This is a genomic window from Salinicola sp. 4072 (assembly GCF_036663415.1).
GTDB lineage: Bacteria > Pseudomonadota > Gammaproteobacteria > Pseudomonadales > Halomonadaceae > Salinicola > Salinicola salarius_A.
Window position 1 is genome coordinate 25684 of record NZ_JAXOVV010000011.1, and the last position, 19291, is coordinate 44974.

General features: G+C 61.0%; 14 protein-coding genes and 2 tRNA genes. 11 read left to right on the forward strand and 5 right to left on the reverse strand.

The window, feature by feature from the left end; genetic code table 11:
* The first annotated feature begins 8 nt into the window (after positions 1 to 8).
* Positions 9 to 84: transfer RNA gene (locus R3F72_RS09335), tRNA-Ala, on the forward strand.
* Positions 85 to 113: 29 nt separating this feature from the next.
* Positions 114 to 189, forward strand: a tRNA-Glu gene (locus R3F72_RS09340).
* A gap of 390 nt (positions 190 to 579) precedes the next feature.
* Here R3F72_RS09340 and gltA read toward each other — a convergent pair.
* Positions 580 to 1866, reverse strand: coding sequence for a citrate synthase (gene gltA / locus R3F72_RS09345; protein WP_087719528.1), 1287 nt, complete (start codon positions 1864 to 1866; stop codon positions 580 to 582).
* Positions 1867 to 2360: 494 nt separating this feature from the next.
* Between gltA and sdhC the strand changes: the two genes are divergently transcribed.
* From sdhC to sucD, 9 genes are all read left to right on the forward strand, one after another.
* Positions 2361 to 2738 carry a succinate dehydrogenase, cytochrome b556 subunit gene (sdhC, locus tag R3F72_RS09350; protein WP_075569934.1) on the forward strand — a complete coding sequence of 126 codons (378 nt, stop codon included), beginning with the start codon at positions 2361 to 2363 and terminating at the stop codon, positions 2736 to 2738.
* Positions 2732 to 3079, forward strand: coding sequence for a succinate dehydrogenase, hydrophobic membrane anchor protein (gene sdhD, locus R3F72_RS09355; protein ID WP_071233220.1), 348 nt, complete (start codon positions 2732 to 2734; stop codon positions 3077 to 3079). The genes sdhC and sdhD overlap by 7 nt, the downstream gene beginning before the upstream one ends.
* 3 nt (positions 3080 to 3082) lie before the next feature.
* Entirely contained in the window at positions 3083 to 4855 is a 1773-nt protein-coding gene (gene sdhA, locus R3F72_RS09360; protein WP_087719530.1) for a succinate dehydrogenase flavoprotein subunit, read from the forward strand.
* Positions 4856 to 4869: 14 nt separating this feature from the next.
* Positions 4870 to 5580, forward strand: coding sequence for a succinate dehydrogenase iron-sulfur subunit (locus R3F72_RS09365; RefSeq protein WP_071233218.1), 711 nt, complete (start codon positions 4870 to 4872; stop codon positions 5578 to 5580).
* Positions 5581 to 5839: 259 nt separating this feature from the next.
* Positions 5840 to 8671, forward strand: coding sequence for a 2-oxoglutarate dehydrogenase E1 component (locus tag R3F72_RS09370; RefSeq protein WP_071233217.1), 2832 nt, complete (start codon positions 5840 to 5842; stop codon positions 8669 to 8671).
* 51 nt (positions 8672 to 8722) lie between these two features.
* Positions 8723 to 10294, forward strand: coding sequence for a 2-oxoglutarate dehydrogenase complex dihydrolipoyllysine-residue succinyltransferase (gene odhB, locus R3F72_RS09375; RefSeq protein WP_332779511.1), 1572 nt, complete (start codon positions 8723 to 8725; stop codon positions 10292 to 10294).
* Between the two features lie 83 nt (positions 10295 to 10377).
* Entirely contained in the window at positions 10378 to 11829 is a 1452-nt protein-coding gene (lpdA, locus tag R3F72_RS09380) for a dihydrolipoyl dehydrogenase (protein WP_087719534.1), read from the forward strand.
* A gap of 120 nt (positions 11830 to 11949) precedes the next feature.
* Positions 11950 to 13116 (forward strand): ADP-forming succinate--CoA ligase subunit beta, encoded by a 1167-nt coding sequence (gene sucC, locus R3F72_RS09385; protein ID WP_071233214.1) that lies wholly within the window; start codon positions 11950 to 11952, stop codon positions 13114 to 13116.
* Complete coding sequence (gene sucD, locus R3F72_RS09390; RefSeq protein WP_071233213.1) at positions 13116 to 13988, forward strand: succinate--CoA ligase subunit alpha; 873 nt, start codon at positions 13116 to 13118, stop codon at positions 13986 to 13988. The genes sucC and sucD overlap by 1 nt, the downstream gene beginning before the upstream one ends.
* A gap of 113 nt (positions 13989 to 14101) precedes the next feature.
* On the opposite strand, the gene R3F72_RS09395 is transcribed toward sucD, so the two are convergent.
* The 4 genes from R3F72_RS09395 to R3F72_RS09410 all read right to left on the reverse strand — a co-directional run bounded on the left by R3F72_RS09395 (position 14102) and on the right by R3F72_RS09410 (position 19162).
* Positions 14102 to 15109, reverse strand: a complete 1008-nt coding sequence (locus R3F72_RS09395) for a lysylphosphatidylglycerol synthase transmembrane domain-containing protein (RefSeq protein WP_332779512.1) — start codon at positions 15107 to 15109, stop codon at positions 14102 to 14104.
* Positions 15106 to 15921 (reverse strand): DUF2334 domain-containing protein, encoded by an 816-nt coding sequence (locus tag R3F72_RS09400; RefSeq protein WP_087719537.1) that lies wholly within the window; start codon positions 15919 to 15921, stop codon positions 15106 to 15108. Before R3F72_RS09400 ends, R3F72_RS09395 begins: the two co-directional genes overlap by 4 nt.
* The gene (locus tag R3F72_RS09405) at positions 15914 to 17047 is read right to left on the reverse strand and encodes a glycosyltransferase family 4 protein (protein WP_087719538.1); all 1134 of its coding nucleotides are present in this window, start codon (positions 17045 to 17047) and stop codon (positions 15914 to 15916) included. The genes R3F72_RS09400 and R3F72_RS09405 overlap by 8 nt, the downstream gene beginning before the upstream one ends.
* Positions 17048 to 17221: 174 nt before the next feature.
* Positions 17222 to 19162 carry an exoribonuclease II gene (locus R3F72_RS09410; RefSeq protein ID WP_087719539.1) on the reverse strand — a complete coding sequence of 647 codons (1941 nt, stop codon included), beginning with the start codon at positions 19160 to 19162 and terminating at the stop codon, positions 17222 to 17224.
* Between the last annotated feature and the right edge of the window lie 129 nt (positions 19163 to 19291).

Consider the following 19291-nt stretch of genomic DNA (forward strand, 5'->3'; position numbering starts at 1 on the left):
CTTGAGACGGGGCCTTAGCTCAGCTGGGAGAGCGCAACACTGGCAGTGTTGAGGTCAGCGGTTCGATCCCGCTAGGCTCCACCACAAGAACCAGCCAACAGGCTGTTTTCCGCGTCCCATTCGTCTAGTGGTCCAGGACACCGCCCTTTCACGGCGGTAACAGGGGTTCGAACCCCCTATGGGACGCCACTCTATTTCATTCCTTCCTTCTGTTTCTTCTTCGATACCGGGTTTTCCGGGTATCTGCAGCTGTTGATAACCTCTCTGATTTTGCTGTCGAAATGCTTGACATCGGCAGGCTTTTCCACTGTTCGCTCCTCGCTTGTTGGCGCCACGGCTAACTTGCTGAAAATACGTGGATGTAGATTTTTTTCATAAAAATCAGTGCTTTATATTTGATTAAAATTTAGGCAATTTGCTGCCAGGGCGCTTCTGAAGGCGGTTTGGTGACATTATCGAAGGGTTTTGAACAGGGTTATCCACAGGAAGTGTGGAAATCTTCCGTGCCGCTGGGCAGGCACAAAAAAGCCGCCGACAGAAGTCGGCGGCTTGCGTTCCAGTGCCATATCAGGTCAAGCGTTATTTCTTGGGGTAATCGCGCTTGTCATAGCCGGTATAGAGCTGGCGAGGCCGGCTGATTCGATAGCCGTTGGTGATCATCTCGTTCCAGTGAGAGATCCAGCCAACGGTTCGTGCCATCGCGAAGATGACGGTGAACATATTGGTCGGAATGCCAATGGCCTTGAGAATGATGCCTGAATAGAAGTCGACATTGGGGTAGAGCTTGCGCTCGATGAAGTATTCGTCTTCCAGGGCGATCTGCTCCAGGCGCTTGGCGATCTGCAGCTGTGGGTCGTCGCCGATCCCCAGCTCGCCCAGCACCTCATCGCACGTCTCCTTCATCACTTTGGCGCGCGGGTCGAAGTTGCGGTAGACCCGGTGACCGAAGCCCATCAGCTTGAACGGATCCTCCTTGTCTTTGGCCTTATCGATGAAGCGCTGAATGTTTTCTTCGGAGTCGTCGCCGATCTCGTCCAGCATGGCCAGGACCGCCTCGTTGGCGCCGCCATGTGCCGGCCCCCAGAGTGCAGCGATGCCGGCACTGATGCAGGCGAAAGGATTGGCGCCGGTCGAGCCCGCCAAGCGTACGGTGGACGTCGAGGCGTTCTGCTCATGATCCGCGTGAAGCATGAATATACGATCCATCGCCTTGGCGATGACCGGATTGACCTCGTAGTTCTCGCACGGATTGCCGAACATCATGTACAGGAAGTTTTCCGAGTAATTGAGGTCATTACGCGGGTACATGAATGGCTGGCCGATGTTGTATTTGTGGCACATCGCCGCCAGGGTCGGCATCTTGGCGATCAGGCGAATGGCGCTGACGTGGCGCTGGTCGGCCTGCGTGATGTCGAGATTATCGTGATAGAAAGCTGCCAGCCCGCCCACGACGCCGCAGAGAACGGCCATCGGGTGTGCGTCGCGTCGGAAGCCCTTGTAGAAGTTGACGATCTGCTCGTGAACCATGGTGTGGCGGGCAATCGTGCTTCTGAACGTCTCGTACTCGTCGGGGGAGGGGAGCTCGCCGAACATCAGCAGATAGCAGAGCTCTACATAGTTGGAGCTTTCGGCCAGTTGTTCGATGGGATAGCCACGATGAAGCAGTGTGCCGGCGGCGCCATCGATGTAAGTGATGCCGGACTCGCACGAAGCAGTAGCAACGAAGCCAGGGTCGTAGGTAAACAGGCCTTCTGCGGTCAGGCCGCGGACGTCGATGACGTCGGGACCAGCGGTACCGGGGTATACCGGTAGCTCAATGGCATTGTCGACACCATCGACCGATAATTTCGCTTTTCTGTCAGCCATTATGGCCTCCTTTATCGTGACATAAGCCTTTGTCTTTACTGCCGTGCGGGCGAAAAATAGTTCGCCCACTATAGATTTCCGCGGGGGATTGTCAATTCGCCTGGGTCGCCCTTGTGCCGTGGCTTCGGCGTTGTTGCCGAGTTGCAAGGTGGCGGAGGGGGCGGGCTTGTGCGAAGGGAGCTCGTTGTTCTGCCAATCTAGCCACTATCATACCAATTGAGAGGGGCAGGCTGACAGTAACGAAAGAATTTGAGCCAAATGTCGACAACCCGAAGGCCGTGCTGGCGCGGTTCTGGCGCATTTCTTCCGTCTTTGGACGCCGGAGCGATTTGTCATACGGTTGCCCAAACCCTATAATCTGCTACCGCACGATATGGCATCGTCAGCCGGTTTGGGCCGCATCGGAACTGCTTCCGCGACCGTGATCCTGCTTCTAAAAACCACCGCCCCTGAACGGGCACAACCCGTCAGGGTTAAGAGAGTGTTTAAGAGCCGTGAATAGCAAACGTCCAGTAAACCTCGACCTATCCACCATCCATTTTCCACTTCCCGCACTCACCTCCATCGCACATCGCATTACCGGCGTCATCTTGTTCGTCGGGCTGATCTTCGGCTTCTGGGCGCTGGATGCTTCGCTGTCCTCTCCCGAGGGGTTCGAATCAGTACGCGACGCGCTGGCGAATAACGTGTTGGCGAAACTGATCGCCTGGGGCCTGCTGTCGGCACTCGGCTTTCACTTCGTGGCGGGAATCAAGCACCTGCTCATGGACACCGGTTACGGTGTCGATCTTGAAGGTGGCAATCGCAAGGCGCAAATCACGGTCGTGATCAGTGCTGTCCTGGTGGTTCTGGCGGGAGTCTGGGTATGGTAACCAATATTACGAATCTCGGTCGCAGCGGGCTGTCGGACTGGCTCATTCAGCGCGTGTCCGCCGTCGTTCTGGCGCTTTACACGCTGTTCGTCGTGGCCTACCTGCTGTTCCATCCCAATCTGGACTACGCCACCTGGAGTGGCCTGTTCGCCCAGACCTGGATGCGTATCTTTTCCTTGCTGGCCTTCATTTCCATGGCCGCTCACGCTTGGGTCGGTCTGTGGACGGTTTCCACCGACTATCTCAAACACACCGGTGTTCGCTTCGGCTTCCAGGCCATCGTGATTCTCGCCATCTTCGTTTTTCTGGTGTGGGGCGTTCAAGTCCTCTGGGGAGCCTGATTCATGTCTACCATGCGTAACCTGACATTCGACGCCATCATCATCGGTGGTGGCGGTTCCGGCCTGCGAGCGGCGCTCGAGCTGGCCAAATCCGGCAAGAAGACTGCCGTGCTGTCCAAGGTCTTTCCGACCCGTTCGCACACGGTGTCCGCACAGGGCGGTATTACCTGTGCCATTGCCTCGGCCGATCCCAACGACGATTGGCGCTGGCACATGTACGACACCGTCAAGGGTGGCGACTACATTGCTGACCAGGACGCCGCGGAGTATCTGTGCTCCGAGGGGCCCAAGGCGGTCTTCGAACTCGAACATATGGGCCTGCCGTTCTCGCGCTTCGACAATGGTCGTATCTACCAGCGTCCTTTCGGTGGTCAGTCCAAGGATTTCGGTAAGGGTGGCCAAGCGGCGCGTACTTGCGCAGCTGCAGACCGTACCGGCCACGCGCTGCTACACACGTTGTATCAGAACAATCTGAAAAACAACACCGTCTTCCTGGACGAGTGGTATGCCATCGATCTGGTGAAGAATGCCAACGGCGACGTGGTCGGTTGTATCGCGCTGTGCATCGAAACCGGCGAAGTCGTGCACGTCAAATCCAAGGCGACGGTGCTGGCGACCGGCGGGGCAGGGCGTATCTTCGCTTCGACCACCAACGCGCTGATCAACACCGGCGACGGCATCGGCATGGCGCTGCGTGCCGGCTTCCCGATGCAGGACATGGAAATGTGGCAGTTCCATCCGACCGGTATCTACGGTGCGGGGACTCTGGTCACGGAAGGCTGCCGCGGTGAAGGTGGCTACCTGATCAACAAGGACGGCGAGCGCTTCATGGAGCGTTACGCGCCCAACGCCAAGGATCTCGCCGGTCGCGATGTGGTGGCACGCTCCATGGTCATGGAAGTGCTGGAAGGTCGTGGCTGCGGCGAGAACGGCGATCACGTCATGCTCAAGCTCGACCACCTGGGTGAAGAGGTGCTGATGAAGCGCCTGCCGGGTATCGTCGAACTCTCCAAGACCTTCGCGCACGTGGATCCGGTCAAGGAGCCGATTCCGGTCACGCCGACCTGCCACTACATGATGGGGGGTATTCCCACCAACGTGCATGGGCAAGCCATCATGCAGGACGGCGATGGCAACGATCAGATCATCAATGGTCTGTTTGCCTGCGGTGAAGCTGCGTGTGTTTCGGTGCACGGCGCCAATCGTCTGGGCGGTAATTCGCTATTGGATCTGGTGGTGTTCGGTCGTGCTGCCGGCATCTACATCGACAAGGCGCTCAGCGAAGGGATCGAGTATCTCGACGCTTCCGCGTCGGATGTCGAACGTGCTACGAGCCGTCTGGCGCGCTGGAACGAGTCCGGTGGCGGCGAGTCGGTTTCCGAGCTCAAGGCCGAGCTGCAGAACACCATGCAGAATGCATTCGGTGTCTTCCGCCAGGAAGACAACATGCAGGAAGGTGTCAAGAAGCTGGCGGAGCTGCGTGAGCGTATCGGACAGGCGCATCTGGGTGACAAGTCCGACGTCTTCAACACGGCGCGTGTCGAGGCGCTCGAGCTAGACAATCTACTGGAAGTGGCCGAAGCCACCGCCATCGCGGCACTGGAACGCAAGGAGAGCCGTGGGGCTCACTCTCGCTACGATTATCCGGATCGCGATGACGTCAACTGGCTCAAGCACTCGCTCTTTCATCCGGGCGAAAAGACCGTGACCAAGCGTGAAGTCAACTTCACGCCCAAGACGGTCGACACTTTCGAGCCGAAAGTCCGTACCTATTAAGAGGGTTGTCACCGATGTCCAGTCTTCAGGTTTCCGTTTATCGCTACAACCCTGAGACCGACTCCGCACCGTACATGCAGGAGTTCCAGATCGATACCCAGGGCCGCGATCTGATGGTTCTCAACATCCTGACCATGATCAAGGATCAGGATAGCTCGATGGCGTTTCGTCGCAGCTGCCGCGAGGGCGTTTGCGGCTCTGACGGGATGAACATGAACGGCACCAACGGCCTGGCGTGCATCACGCCGCTGTCGTCCGTGGTCAAGGACAACAAGCTGGTGCTGCGGCCGCTGCCTGGTCTGCCTGTCATGCGTGACCTGGTGGTCGACATGGGGCTGTTCTACAAGCAGTACGAGCGTATGCAGCCGTATCTGCAGAACGATACGGCAGCGCCGGCGATCGAGCGTCTGCAGTCCCCGGAAGAGCGTGACAAGCTGGACGGTCTGTACGAGTGCATTCTGTGTGCCTGCTGCTCGACCTCCTGCCCGTCGTTCTGGTGGAACCCGGACAAGTTCGTCGGTCCGGCCGGTCTCTTGCAGGCCTACCGTTTCCTGGCGGACTCTCGCGACAACGCGACGCAGGCCCGTCTGGCCGAACTGGAAGATCCGTTCAGTCTGTTCCGGTGTCGCGGCATCATGAACTGTGTCGCGGTTTGTCCCAAGGGGCTGAATCCGACTCGGGCGATCGGAAAAATCCGTGAAATGCTGCTGTCCAACGCGACTTGATGGTCAGGGGCGGCATCTACGACTTAAATCGTAGCGCTTGGCTTGTTATCATGTCGCCACGCTATTGGCTGCGACGCGTTGTCGCAGCCGATCCAGCTCAAGATATTGGCCGGTGCCTCGCGCACCGGCTTTTAACGATCATGACGACGCCTTGAATTGGCATGGTCGTTGGCCGTCTCGCGACGGTTCCGGAGTGACGCCGAGGCGCGCAGCTGCGACCGGCGCCGACAACACCCCATCAGTGTAGGGTGAACGAGAGATGCAAGAAGGCATAATGGAGTTGATGTGGCGCACTTCCCATATGAGCGGCGGCAACGCCCACTATGTGGAAGCGCTCTACGAGCAGTATCTGAATGACCCCGCGACTGTCCCCGATGAATGGCGCCAAGCGTTTGATCAGTTGCCGCGCCTGGAAGGCACTCCCTCCCAAGACGTTCCTCTCAGCCCCATTCGGGAACAGTTCTACCAGCTGGCGCGCGAGCGTCGTCCCACCGTATCGGCCGCCACCGGCAGCAGCGAAAACCGTAAGCAGGTCAAGGTTCTTCAACTGATCAATGCCTATCGGTTCCGTGGCCATCAGCGTGCCAATATCGATCCGCTCGGTTTGCGCAAGCCCGATACGGTCCCTGACCTCGATTTCTCTTTCCATGACTTGACCCAGGCCGACATGAACACCGAGTTCCAGACCGGTTCGTTCTTCCTGGGCAAGGAAGAGGCGCCGCTCAAGGAGATCGTCGAGGCGCTGGAGCAGACCTACTGCCGCTCGATCGGCTGTGAGTTCATGCACATCGTCAACACCGAAGAGAAGCGTTGGCTGCAGCAGCGCTTCGAGTCGGTGCGTTCCAAGCCGAAGTACAGCCAGAGCGAACGGGAGCATCTGCTCGAGCGCCTGACCGCCGCTGAAGGGCTGGAAAGCTATCTTGCTTCCAAGTATCCCGGCACCAAGCGTTTCGGCCTGGAGGGTGGCGAATCCTTCATTCCGATGATGGACGAGGTAATCCAGCGCAGCGGCAACTACGGCGTCAAGGAAGTGGTGATCGGCATGGCCCACCGCGGCCGTCTCAACCTGCTGGTCAATATCCTTGGCAAGAGCCCGTCGGAACTGATCGACGAGTTCGACGGCAAGAAGCAGATCGAGCAAGGGTCGGGCGACGTCAAATATCACCAGGGCTTCAGCTCCAACGTGATGACGCCCGGAGGCGAGGTCCACCTGGCGCTGGCGTTCAACCCGTCGCATCTGGAAATCGTTTCGCCGGTGGTGGAAGGGTCCGTTCGCGCTCGTCAGGATCGCCGCCAGGACGTCGAAGGCAAGCAGGTCTTGCCGGTCGTGGTGCATGGCGATGCCGCCTTCGCCGGTCAGGGCGTGGTGATGGAAACCTTCCAGATGTCGCAGACCCGCGGTTACAAGACCGGCGGCACGCTGCACATCGTGATCAACAATCAGGTCGGTTTCACGACGTCGCGCGCCGATGACGCGCGCTCCACCGAGTATTGCACCGATATCGCCAAGATGGTTCAGGCGCCGATCTTCCACGTCAATGGTGACGATCCGGAAGCGGTGTTGCATGCGACCCGGGTCGCCGTCGACTATCGCAAGGAGTTCCAGCGCGATGTCGTCATCGATCTGGTCTGCTACCGTCGCCGGGGACACAACGAGGCCGACGAACCTTCCGGTACGCAGCCGCTGATGTACGCCAAGATCAAGTCGCACAAGTCGACGCGTACCCTGTACGTGGAACAGCTGATCAAGGAGGGCGTGCTGACCGAGGATCAGGCCAAGCAAATGGGCGAGCAGTATCGCGACGACCTGATGGCCGGCAATCACGTTGCCAATGCCCTGGTCAAGCAGCCCAATACGGGCTTGTTCGTCGACTGGACGCCGTATCTCGGCCACGAGTGGAGCGGCGACACCGATACCAGCTGTGATCTCGAACATCTGACGCAACTGGCGCAGAAGATGAGCGAGATTCCCAACGGGATCGACGTGCAGCGGCAGGTGGCGCGAGTCTATGAAGAGCGGCGCAAGATGCTGGCCGGCAACCAGCCGCTCAACTGGGGCTTTGCCGAAACGCTGGCTTACGCCACCCTGGTCGATGCCGGTCATCCGGTCCGCCTGACCGGACAGGATACCGGCCGCGGGACGTTCTCCCACCGTCATGCCGTGGTGCATAACCAGGCCGACGCCTCGACTTATGTTCCGCTTCAGCACATCAAGGACGATCAGCCCTCGTTTGCCATCTATGACTCCTTCCTTTCGGAAGAGGCCGTGCTGGCGTTCGAATACGGCTATGCGACGACTGCGCCCAACTCGTTGATCATCTGGGAAGCCCAGTTCGGTGACTTCTTTAACGGCGCTCAGGTCGTGGTCGACCAGTTCATCTCCTCGGGCGAGTCGAAATGGGCGCGTCTGTGCGGACTGACGCTGCTGTTGCCGCATGGATACGAAGGCCAGGGCCCTGAGCATTCCTCGGCGCGTCTGGAGCGTTTCCTGCAGCTGTGCGCCGAGCACAACATGCAGGTCTGCGTACCGACCACGCCGGCCCAGATCTTCCACTTGCTGCGCCGCCAGGTAATCCGTCCGCTGCGCAAGCCGCTGGTGGTGTTGTCGCCGAAGAGCCTGCTGCGCCACAAGGACGCGACTTCGACCATGGAAGAGCTGGCCGAAGGCCGTTTCCAGATGGTCATTCCCGACGTTGGCGAACGGGATCCCCAGCAGGTCAAGCGAGCCGTCCTCTGCTCGGGCAAGGTCTACTACGATCTGGCGACCTATCGTTCTGAAAACGAGCGTGACGACACGGCAATCATCCGTGTCGAGCAGCTCTACCCGTTCCCCAAGGACGAGCTGTTGGAAGCGCTCAGGACCTATCCGAATTTGGAGCAGGTCGTCTGGTGTCAGGAAGAGCCGCTCAACCAGGGCGCCTGGTATCAGAGCCAGCATCATCTGCGCCTGGTGGCGAGCATGGTGCGCGAAGGGTTGGACCACAGCCTCAAGTTCGCTGGTCGTCCGGCATCTGCCGCGCCAGCCGCAGGCTATATGTCTGTCCACGTGGCACAGCAGAGCCAACTGGTCGACGACGCTTTCAACGCGTAAGGCGCCTTGCCGCTGAGACAGGCGCGAGAGAAAAGAGACTAAGGATACGACATGGCTACTGATATCAAAGCGCCGAGTTTTCCCGAATCCGTTGCCGAGGGAACGGTCGCCACTTGGCACAAGAAAGTGGGCGACAGCGTCGAGCGCGATGAGTTGATCGTCGAGATCGAAACCGACAAGGTCGTCCTCGAAGTGGTGGCGCCCGAGGCCGGCACGCTCTCCGAGATCAAGATCGAGGAAGGCGATACCTGCGAGTCCGAGCAGGTGCTGGGTGTTCTCGGTGCTGCCTCCGAGGGTGGCAAGAGCGAGGCCAGGAGCGAAGAAAAATCAGGCGGTGAGCAGAAGTCGGGCGGTGAAGAGAAGGCGGCTGCCAAGCCCGCTGCCGCCGGCAAGAGCTTTGACGTCAAGGCGCCGAGCTTCCCGGAATCCGTGCAGGAAGGCACCGTCGCCAGCTGGAACAAGAAAGTCGGCGAAGCGGTCAAGCGTGACGAGGTGCTGGCCGAAATCGAGACCGACAAGGTCGTGCTGGAAGTGGTCGCTCCGGCTGACGGCGCGCTTTCCGAAATCAAGGTTCAGGAAGGCGAAGTCGTCGAGTCCGAGGCTCTGCTGGCGACCTTCTCCGAAGGTGCAGATGGCGCTGGTGATAGCGGCGCTTCCGCTGAGTCCGCCGGTAACCAGGACGAGGCGCCTGCCGCCGATGGTGAAGAAGATGCCAAGGTCGATGGCAAGATTCTGGCGCCGGCTGCACGCAAGCTCGCCGCGGAAAACGATCTCGACGTGAGCAGGATCGAGGGCACCGGCAAAGGCGGTCGCGTTCTGAAGGAAGACGTCCAGAAGGCGATCAAGGACGGTTCGGCGAAGAAATCCGCCAAGCCGGCCGCTGCAGCACCCAAGGCCGCTGCCGCTCCGGCGGTCGAGGGCGAGCGTCCCGAACAGCGCGTACCGATGAGCCGCCTGCGTCAGACCATCGCCAAGCGCCTGGTGCAGGCTCAGCAGACCGCCGCCATGCTGACCACCTACAACGAGGTGGACATGAGTGCGGTCATGGCGCTGCGCAGCCAGTACAAGGACACCTTCCTCAAGGCGCACGACGTCAAGCTCGGTTTCATGGGCTTCTTCGTCAAGGCGGCGACCGAAGCGCTCAAGCGCTTCCCGGACGTCAACGCCTCCATCGACGGTACCGACATCGTCTACCACGGTTATCAGGATATCGGCGTCGCCGTTTCCACGCCGCGTGGCCTGGTCGTGCCGGTGCTGCGTGATACCGACAGCATGAAGCTGGCCGACGTCGAGAAGGCGATCGGCGACTTCGGCAAGCGGGGTCGTGAAGGCAAGCTCGGCATCGAGGACATGCAGGGCGGTACCTTCACCATCACCAACGGCGGTATCTTCGGCTCGCTGATGTCCACCCCGATCCTGAATCCGCCGCAGACCGCGATCCTGGGTATGCACAAGATCCAGGAGCGTCCGATGGCGGTGAATGGCAAGGTCGAGATTCGCCCGATGATGTACCTCGCCGTTTCCTACGATCACCGCATGATCGATGGCAAGGATGCGGTCCAGTTCCTGGTGGCGATCAAGTCGCTGCTGGAAGATCCGGCGCGCCTGCTGCTGGACATCTGAGCGTATTCGATCTCTAAACACCGGACTTTCGATTCGCCGGGTTCGCCCGGCGAATGGCAAACGAAGCGAACAGGAAATATCTCATGGCCGATAAATTCGATGTGATCGTCATTGGCGCGGGCCCTGGAGGCTACGTCGCCGCGATCCACGCCGCTCAGCTGGGTCTCAAGACGGCCTGCGTCGAGAAGTGGGTCAACAAGGAAGGCAAGACGGTCCACGGTGGTACCTGTTTGAACGTGGGTTGTATCCCCTCCAAGGCGTTGCTGGAGACCTCGCACAAGTTCGTCGAGACTCGCGACCATTACGCCGAGATCGGCATCAACGTCGGTGACATTTCCACCGACGTGAAGAAGATGCTGGAGTTCAAGAACAGCGTCATCGCCAAGAATACCGGCGGTATCAGCATGCTGTTCAAATCGAACGGCGTCACCGCGCTGGAAGGCACCGGCAAGCTGCTCGACGGGAAGAAGGTCGAAGTGACCGGCCACGACGGCAAGACCGAAACCTACGAGGCCGAGAATGTCATCATCGCCTCCGGTTCGGTGCCGGTGAACATTCCGCCGGCACCGATGACCGACGATGTCATCGTCGACTCAGCCGGTGCGCTGGAGTTCACCGAAGCACCCAAGCGTCTGGGTGTCATCGGCGCCGGTGTCATCGGCCTCGAACTGGGCAGCGTGTGGAATCGCCTGGGTAGTGAAGTCACCGTGCTCGAAGCGCTGGATACGTTCCTGCCGATGGTCGATCAGGCGATCGCCAAGGATGCCCAGAAGCTGTTCAAGAAGCAGGGTCTGGACATCAAGATGGGCGCGCGGGTGACCGGCTCCGAGATCAAGGGCAAGGGCAAGTCCCGCGAAGTCGTGGTCAAGTACACCGACAGCGAAGGCGAGCAGGAGCAGACCTTCGACAAGCTGATCGTCTGTGTCGGGCGCAAGCCTTACACCGAAAATCTGCTCGATGACGCTGCCGGTATCAAGCTCGACGAGCGTGGCTTCATCTTCGTCGATGACCAGTGCCGTACCAACGTCTCCGGCGTCTACGCCATCGGTGACGTGGTCCGTGGTCCGATGCTGGCCCACAAGGCGTCCGAAGAGGGCGTCATGGTGGCGGACATCATCGCCGGGCAGAAGCCGGAGATGAATTACGATGCCATCCCCAGCGTCATCTACACTGCCCCGGAAGTGGCATGGGTGGGTATCAACGAGCAGCAGGCCAAGGAGCAGGGTATCGAGGTCAAGACCGGTGCCTTCCCGTTCTCGGCCAGTGGTCGCGCGCTCGCCAACAACGCGCCGGAAGGCATGGTCAAGGTAATCGCCGATGCCGAAACCGACCGCGTTCTCGGTGTCCATATTCTGGGTCAGCACGCCGGCGAGTTGATCGCCCAGGGCGTGATCGCCATGGAATTCGGCTCCAGTGCCGAAGATCTGGCGCTGACCTGCTTCGCGCACCCGACCCTGTCGGAAGCCGTGCACGAGGCGGCGCTGGCCGTCGATGGACACGCCATTCACATGGCCAACCGCAAGAAGCGCAAGTAAGTCTTTCCTTTCGCGTTTCCTGCACTAGGTGCCATTCCCTGTCGGAATGGCACGGGGGCAACGAGCCGATGTCTCGGCTCGTTGCCATTCGAGTCACATGCAACCTAATGGCATGAATCGATGAACCTTCACGAGTATCAGGGCAAACAGCTGTTTGCCGATTACGGTCTTCCAGTGTCCAAGGGTTTCGCCGTCGACACGCCGGATGAAGCCGCACAGGCCTGCAAGAAAATCGGTGGCGACAAGTGGGTCGTCAAGGCACAGGTTCACGCGGGCGGCCGCGGCAAGGCTGGTGGCGTCAAGCTGGTCGATAGCCCGGAAGCCGCCAAGGCGTTCGCCGAGCAGTGGCTGGGCAAGAATCTGGTGACCTATCAGACCGACGAGAAAGGTCAGCCGGTTGCCAAGATCCTGGTCGAGAACTGCACCGATATCGCCAGCGAGCTGTATCTGGGCGCTGTCGTCGATCGCGCCACGCGTCGTGTCGTCTTCATGGCCTCCACCGAAGGCGGTGTCGAGATCGAGAAAGTCGCCGAGGAAACCCCCGAGAAGATCCTCAAGGCCGAAATCGATCCGCTGGTCGGCGCACAGCCGTATCAGGCGCGTGAACTGGCTTTCCAGCTGGGCCTGAACAAGGACCAGATCAAGCAGTTCACCAAGATCTTCCTGGGTCTCTCCAAGCTGTTCCACGACAAGGATCTGGCGCTGCTGGAGATCAACCCGCTGGTGATCACCGACGAAGGCAACCTCCACTGCCTCGACGCCAAGATCAACCTCGACGCCAACGCCCTGTATCGTCACCCCGACCTGCAGGCGATGCGTGATCCGTCGCAGGAAGACGAGCGCGAAGCGCATGCCCAGGAGTGGGAGCTCAACTACGTTGCGCTCGACGGTAACATCGGCTGCATGGTCAACGGCGCTGGCCTGGCCATGGGCACCATGGATATCGTCAACCTCAACGGCGGCAGCCCGGCCAACTTCCTCGACGTTGGCGGCGGCGCGACCAAGGAGCGTGTGGCGGAAGCGTTCAAGATCATCCTCTCCGATACCAACGTCAAGGCCGTGCTGGTCAACATCTTCGGCGGTATCGTGCGTTGCGACATGATCGCGGAAGGTATCATCGGTGCCGTCGAGCAGGTTGGCGTCAACGTGCCGGTCGTGGTGCGTCTGGAAGGTAACAACGCCGAGCTGGGTGCCGAGAAACTGGCGTCCAGCGGACTCAACATCATCGCTGCTACCAGCCTGACTGACGCGGCTCAGCAGGTCGTCAAAGCGGCGGAGGGCAAGTAATGAGTATCTTGATCGACAAGAACACCAAGGTCATCTGCCAGGGCTTCACTGGCGGCCAGGGGACCTTCCACTCCGAGCAGGCGATCGCCTACGGCACCAACATGGTGGGTGGCGTCACGCCGGGCAAGGGCGGCCAGGAGCATCTGGGCCTGCCGGTGTTCAACACCGTCAAGGAAGCGGTCGAGAAGACCGGTGCGGAAGCCTCCGTCATCTACGTGCCGGCCCCGTTCTGCAAGGATTCGATCCTCGAAGCCGCGAATGCCGGCATCAAGCTGATCGTCTGCATCACCGAAGGCATCCCGACGCTCGACATGCTGGACGTCAAGGTCAAGTGCGACGAATTGGGCGTTCGCCTGATCGGCCCGAACTGCCCGGGCGTGATCACGCCGGGCGAGACCAAGATCGGCATCATGCCGGGTCACATCCACAAGCCGGGCCGCGTCGGTATCGTGTCGCGCTCCGGTACCCTGACCTATGAAGCGGTCAAGCAGACCACTGACCACGGCTTCGGTCAGTCCACCTGCGTGGGCATCGGCGGCGACCCGATTCCGGGTTCCAACTTCATCGACATCCTCGAGATGTTCGAGAACGACCCGCAGACCGAAGCGATCGTCATGATCGGCGAGATCGGCGGCACCGCCGAAGAAGAAGCCGCGGCCTACATCAAGGCCAACGTTTCCAAGCCGGTGGTTTCCTATATCGCGGGCGTTACCGCGCCTCCGGGCAAGCGCATGGGTCACGCCGGTGCGATCATCTCCGGTGGTAAAGGCACTGCGGACGAAAAGTTCGCCGCGTTGGAAGACGCTGGCGTCAAGACCGTACGTTCGCTCGCCGAGATCGGTGATGCGCTGAAGGCGGCTACTGGCTGGTAAGCCGTTGAGCTGACCGCTCAAGACCATGCGTCTCTGTCATCGCCCCGCCAGGTCCGCCTGGCGGGGCGATTGCATTTTCGCGCTCCGTGAATACGTTATTCGTCGCTTCGGTATCAGCGCTTGGCGGCGGCTTTCCGTTTGCTCATCATTCGCAGGAACGCCTTGCCGGCGGTGGCGATGAATATCGGGAACCCGGCCAGCAGATAGAAATAGTAGGTGACGAAACGCCAGATCAGTACGGCGGCGGCTGCACTCTGCGCGCCGATCAGCGGCGTCAGCAACGCGGACGATGTCAGCTCGGCACCGCCCGCGCCACCCGGTAGGAAGCTCAGTTGACCCGCTGCCATCGATACCATCTGCACCAGAAAAGTCCACGCCCAGTCGATATGCTGCCCCAGGCCCTGGACGACCAGATAGAGAATGCTGTAACGGATCAGCCAGTGAGCGCAGCAGAGCAGGAATACGCTCAGCAGTAACCAACGCGGCAAACGCAATGTTTCCATCAGCGAGTTGCGGAAGTGCAACAGCCTGCGGGCGAAGCCAAAGCGTGAACGTCGCTTGACGTTGAGCTTGGCTAGCCAGCGGCCGGTGATGTGCATGACGCGGGCGTAGTTGCCGAGCGTGAGCCACAGCAGCGCCAGTGCCGTGACCAGCAGCAAGGTCGGCAGCCCCACCAGCCAGCCGAGTTTGAGATCGACCGCCTCGATCAGTACATAAATGGCGACACCTACCAGGCCGGACAGGAAGAACAGCAGGTCGGTCAGTTGATCGACGGCGAAAATGGCGGAGGCCTGGGCCGGCCGAATGCCTCGTCGGGCCAGCAGGCCGAGCAGAGTCAGTGGCCCTCCGGTACCACCTGGCGTGGCGCAGATCGCAAACTCGGTGGCCATGACGATCGAAAAGGCGCGGGTCTGGGACAGCTTCCCGGCGCGACCCGCCAGCAACAACCTCAGACGTAGGGCGTTGAGATTCCAGCAGACGAAGATCATGCCCAGCATCATCAGCAGTTGCGAGGTAGGAAAGCCCCGCAGTTCGGTGACGATGCCGCGCCCACCGATCAGGATCGGTATCGCCAGCGCCGCCACCAGACCCAGCGCCAGTAGCCACAGGATACGCTTCATGCCGCGGGGCGATCCTTGTTCGCCCGATTGGCGAGATTGCCGGGGGCGAGGTCAGGAGCTTCATGGGCCAGCCAGTCCTGCTTGGTCACCGGCTGTCGTCCCTGTCGGAGCAGGTGTTCGACGAAATGCAGCCAGTAGTCGTACGAAGGGCGATGGCGCATGTCCACCGGATGCAGCGCCAGGCGTAACAGTTGGGCGTGCTGAAAGCGGCGATACTGAATGGCGCTGACCACTCTCGACATGCCGCGCCGCCACGCACTGCGCGCGCTCCATACGATGCTAGGCGCTTCCAGCGCGGAAAAGGCTGGCAGGCGATAGAGTCGTTGCGGGTCGCTGGTGTAGGTGAATGGCCGTTCCTGCAGCGCCTCGCGGGTGCCCTGGCTCATCAGCCAGGCCGGGGCCACGAAGCCGCCGTGAGGCCAGCCGCAGGCCTCGAATTGCGCCATGCCTTCGTCGAGCAGAGCGCCAGCGCGAGCGCGGTCCAGGGTGTAGAACTCACCTTCCCAGGTGTAGATCCGGCGCATATAGAAATCGCGCAGCGAGCGCGGCGCCGGGGCATCGTCCCGATGATAGTAGCCATGCAGTGTCAGCTCGTCGCCCAGCGCCAGACGGGTGTCGAGCACACGGCGCAGGGTGTCGCTGTCGCGACATTCGCCACGACCGTGGAAGTTGGGCACGACGAGCCAGGTGATGGGAATACGCCGGCCCAGGCGTTCACCGAGACGATCGATCGCCTCGACGAATCCACAATAGTCCGGCCAGGTTTCGGGGGCGATGTCGTGGAGCACCAGCGAAAAATGACGATCATCCATGCTGGGAACCCTGCTGGGCCTCTCCTGCGCCTTCGGTGGCACTGGTCAGCCGGCGGTAGTGGGAAAGCAGGCCGTCGATGACGATGTCCCAGTCGTGATTACGCTCCACGTATCGCCGGGCGCGACGACCGGCTTGCGCGGCATCGTGATTGGAAAACAGTTCCTTCACGGCGCGGGCCATGTCGGCCGGTATATGCGGCTCGCTCAATAATCCACAGCCCAGCGGCACGTTTTCGGCCAGCGCCCCCGCGCGTGCGGCGACCACGGGAATGCCGCTCGCCATCGCTTCCAGCGCGACCAGGCCGAACGTTTCCTGGGTACCGGCATGGACCAGCGCATCGCTCGATGCCAGCCAGCTCGCGACCTCTTCGGTCGGCGTGTAGCGGTCGATCACGCTGACATTGTCGGGGACGCGGCTAGGCATGCTCGGGCCGACCAGCAGCAAGTGATAGCCCTTGCCGAGCAGGCGCGCGGTTTCCAGCAGGTCGTGAAGGTTCTTCTCGCGAGAGCCGCGACCAACGAAGATCAGCAGTTTCGTATCGTCGTCGAGATCGAGCTGCTGACGCAGCGCCGGGTTCCGGCGACTGGGATGGAATGTCTCCAGGTCGACGCCCAGCGGCTGAATGGCGACCTGTTCGATGCCGAGACGGGTCAGTCGCTCCGCCATCACGCGGCTTGGCGCGAGTACCTGGTCGAACCGCCGGTAGAGCTGGTAGACATAGCGCTCCACCAGCTTGTCGATACCGCTGCCCATGCGATTGCTGATCAACCGCGGCAGGTCGGAATGATAGAAACCGACGACGGGGATATCGAGCTTGCGTCCGGCCCGCACCGCGGCCCAGCCGGTCACGTAGGGATCGCCGGCTTCGATGATATCCGGTGACAGACGAACGAGCTCACGCTCCCAGCCGCGACGGCGAAGCGGAAATCGATAACCCTGGCTGAACGGCAACGGCGGTGACGGAACTTCATGAATGCCGTTGTGAGTAAAGAGCTGGGATCCGGGTATCAGTAGGCTGCAGGTAATGCCCGGTCGCTTGGCAAGGCGCCGATGCTTGGCATCGAGGTAAGTACGAACCCCGCCACTGGCGGGGGCATAGAACATCGTAACGTCGGCAATGTGCAACGAGCCGCTCCTCTAAAAGGCTTTCCCTGTCAGAACGTTCCTGTCGATAAAGCACATTCCGGAGAATGGCGATGACTACATTGCAGTATATCGGGTTACTGCCACAGGGCGTTCACACCATAGTGGTAGCTTGGCAGCGCCATAATATCCAGCGCTGCCAGGCCGTTACCACGCTCATTCGGTGGGAGTGGCCACCAGCGAGCGTGTTGCTTCACGCGCTTCGACCAGCTTGACGCGCAGGGTACCGCCGAGCGCATAGCGAGGCTCGCCAGCGACCTGGATGCGGCCTTCCTTGTCGTCGATCACGACCTGATTGCGGTCGCTGTGAATCAACGGTGCCGGCACGAAGGCGGTGGCACCGTTGGCGGTCAGGCGAACCCGCATGCCGCCTCGGCGGATGTCGATGATATCGGCATCGAATACATCGCCTTGCTCGATGGCGGTAGCCAGATAGCGCACGTAAAGCCAGTCTTTGACGTCGCGTTCGGCCATTCGGTTCAGTCGACGGCGCTCGGTCAATTGTTCGGTCAACTGCTGGCTGGCTTCCGCCGGGGCTGCCTCGGCCTTCAGTACCCGCTTGATCAAGCGGTGATTGACCATATCGCCGTACTTGCGGATCGGCGATGTCCAGGTCGCGTAGGCGGAAAGCCCCAGGCCAAAATGCGGTCCCGGTCGTGCCGACATGTTGGTGTAGCCCTGGAAGCGCCGCAGGCGCGCGTCCAGCCAGGCGTCTTCTCGCAGGTCCAGCGCCCGGCGCAACTCGCGATAGCGGGGGAGCTCGGCGAGCTGCTCGCGCTCTACCGGGATCTCCTGGGCGGTCAGGAACTCCAGCGCCTGATCGATCTTTTCCGGTTCGAAAGCGTGGTGCACGTTGAAGATGCCGTGTCCCACTTCCTTGGCCAGCAGATCGGCGCAGCAGGCATTGGCGACGATCATCGCCTCCTCGATCATGCGCTGGGCAATGCGGCGCTCCTCGACGCGGATGCCCAGCACGTTGCCGGCATCGTCGAGGTCGAACACGTAGTCGGGACGATCCTTGAACACCAGCGTGTTGGCTTCGCGCCAGGCGGCACGAGCGCGAGAGAGCTCGGCCAGTGCCTTGAGCTGCTCGGCGATCGCTGCTGCCGGCGCCTCGGTGCCTGCCTTGTCTTCCAGCCAGTCGGAGACGTTGTCGTAGACCAGGCGAGCCTGGGAGCGGATCGTCGCGGCGAAGAAGCGGTACTCGCCCAGGGTGCCATCGCGACCGACCTGTAGCCGGCAGGCCAGTACCGGCCGCTCTACGTCCGGCTTCAGCGAGCACAGGTCATCGGCCAGCGCTTCCGGCAGCATGGTGATGTTCTGACCCGGCAGGTAGACCGTGAAGGCGCGCGTGCGTGCTTCCTTGTCCGCGGCGTGAGACTCGTCCACGTAGGCCGTCGGGTCGGCGATCGCCACAGTCAGCGCCCAGCCGTCATCGGTGGTTTCGATACGCAGCGCATCGTCCATGTCGCGCGTCTTCTCGCCATCGATGGTGAAGAACGGCTCGGCGGTGAGGTCTTCGCGCGTCAACCCTTCGTCTTTCAGCGGCCAGGCATCGGCCGCCGGCGGGCACTCCTGCTCCAGGGCATGGCGTGCCAGAGTGACGCGCCACGGCACGGCCGGATCTTCGCTCTTGACCACCACCTCGTCGATCTGGGTGAAGAAGGCGCGATCGTCCGGGCGCAACGGATGACGAATCAGGCGCGCCACGACCCAGTCGCCATCGGCGATGTCGGACTCTTCCAGCGAACGCTTGAGACGGGCCTTGAGCGACAGATTGATCGAGGGGTGGTCCGGCACCACGGCCAGGCGGCCGTCGCGCTTCTGCACCCGTGCGACGAAGCGATCCAGCGATGCCTCGAGCAGCGTCTCGGGGTCGGCCTGCTTCTTGTCGCCGTTCTCCTTGACGATCGCTTCGATGCGGTCGCCGTGGAGAACCTGCTTCATGGCGGGTGGTGGAATGAAATAGGAGGTGCCGTCTTCGGCTTCGAGGAAACCGAAGCCTTTGTCTGTCGCCTTGATGGTGCCCTGAACGCGCGGCGTGTTGGCGCGAATATCTTGCTTCAGCTGGGCCAGAAGAGAGTTGTTCTGCAGCATCGGATCGGATCGGTCGGTGGACGAGAGCGACACTATACGGATTCCGCGTGGGGCACGCCAATCATGCGGTGGTCGACGGCTGCTCGTGGCGGGCCGTCGTATGGCAGGGTGTGGCAGGCGGTGGCATTC

Bases quoted from the DNA above. Each gene is read 5' to 3' on its own strand.
- gltA (WP_087719528.1), bottom strand. From the start codon at position 1,866: ATGGCTGACAGAAAAGCGAAATTATCGGTCGATGGTGTCGACAATGCC.
- sdhD (WP_071233220.1), top strand. From the start codon at position 2,732: ATGGTAACCAATATTACGAATCTCGGTCGCAGCGGGCTGTCGGACTGG.
- sdhA (WP_087719530.1), top strand. From the start codon at position 3,083: ATGTCTACCATGCGTAACCTGACATTCGACGCCATCATCATCGGTGGT.
- R3F72_RS09365 (WP_071233218.1), top strand. From the start codon at position 4,870: ATGTCCAGTCTTCAGGTTTCCGTTTATCGCTACAACCCTGAGACCGAC.
- R3F72_RS09370 (WP_071233217.1), top strand. From the start codon at position 5,840: ATGCAAGAAGGCATAATGGAGTTGATGTGGCGCACTTCCCATATGAGC.
- odhB (WP_332779511.1), top strand. From the start codon at position 8,723: ATGGCTACTGATATCAAAGCGCCGAGTTTTCCCGAATCCGTTGCCGAG.
- lpdA (WP_087719534.1), top strand. From the start codon at position 10,378: ATGGCCGATAAATTCGATGTGATCGTCATTGGCGCGGGCCCTGGAGGC.
- sucC (WP_071233214.1), top strand. From the start codon at position 11,950: ATGAACCTTCACGAGTATCAGGGCAAACAGCTGTTTGCCGATTACGGT.
- sucD (WP_071233213.1), top strand. From the start codon at position 13,116: ATGAGTATCTTGATCGACAAGAACACCAAGGTCATCTGCCAGGGCTTC.
- R3F72_RS09395 (WP_332779512.1), bottom strand. From the start codon at position 15,109: ATGAAGCGTATCCTGTGGCTACTGGCGCTGGGTCTGGTGGCGGCGCTG.
- R3F72_RS09400 (WP_087719537.1), bottom strand. From the start codon at position 15,921: ATGGATGATCGTCATTTTTCGCTGGTGCTCCACGACATCGCCCCCGAA.
- R3F72_RS09410 (WP_087719539.1), bottom strand. From the start codon at position 19,162: ATGCTGCAGAACAACTCTCTTCTGGCCCAGCTGAAGCAAGATATTCGC.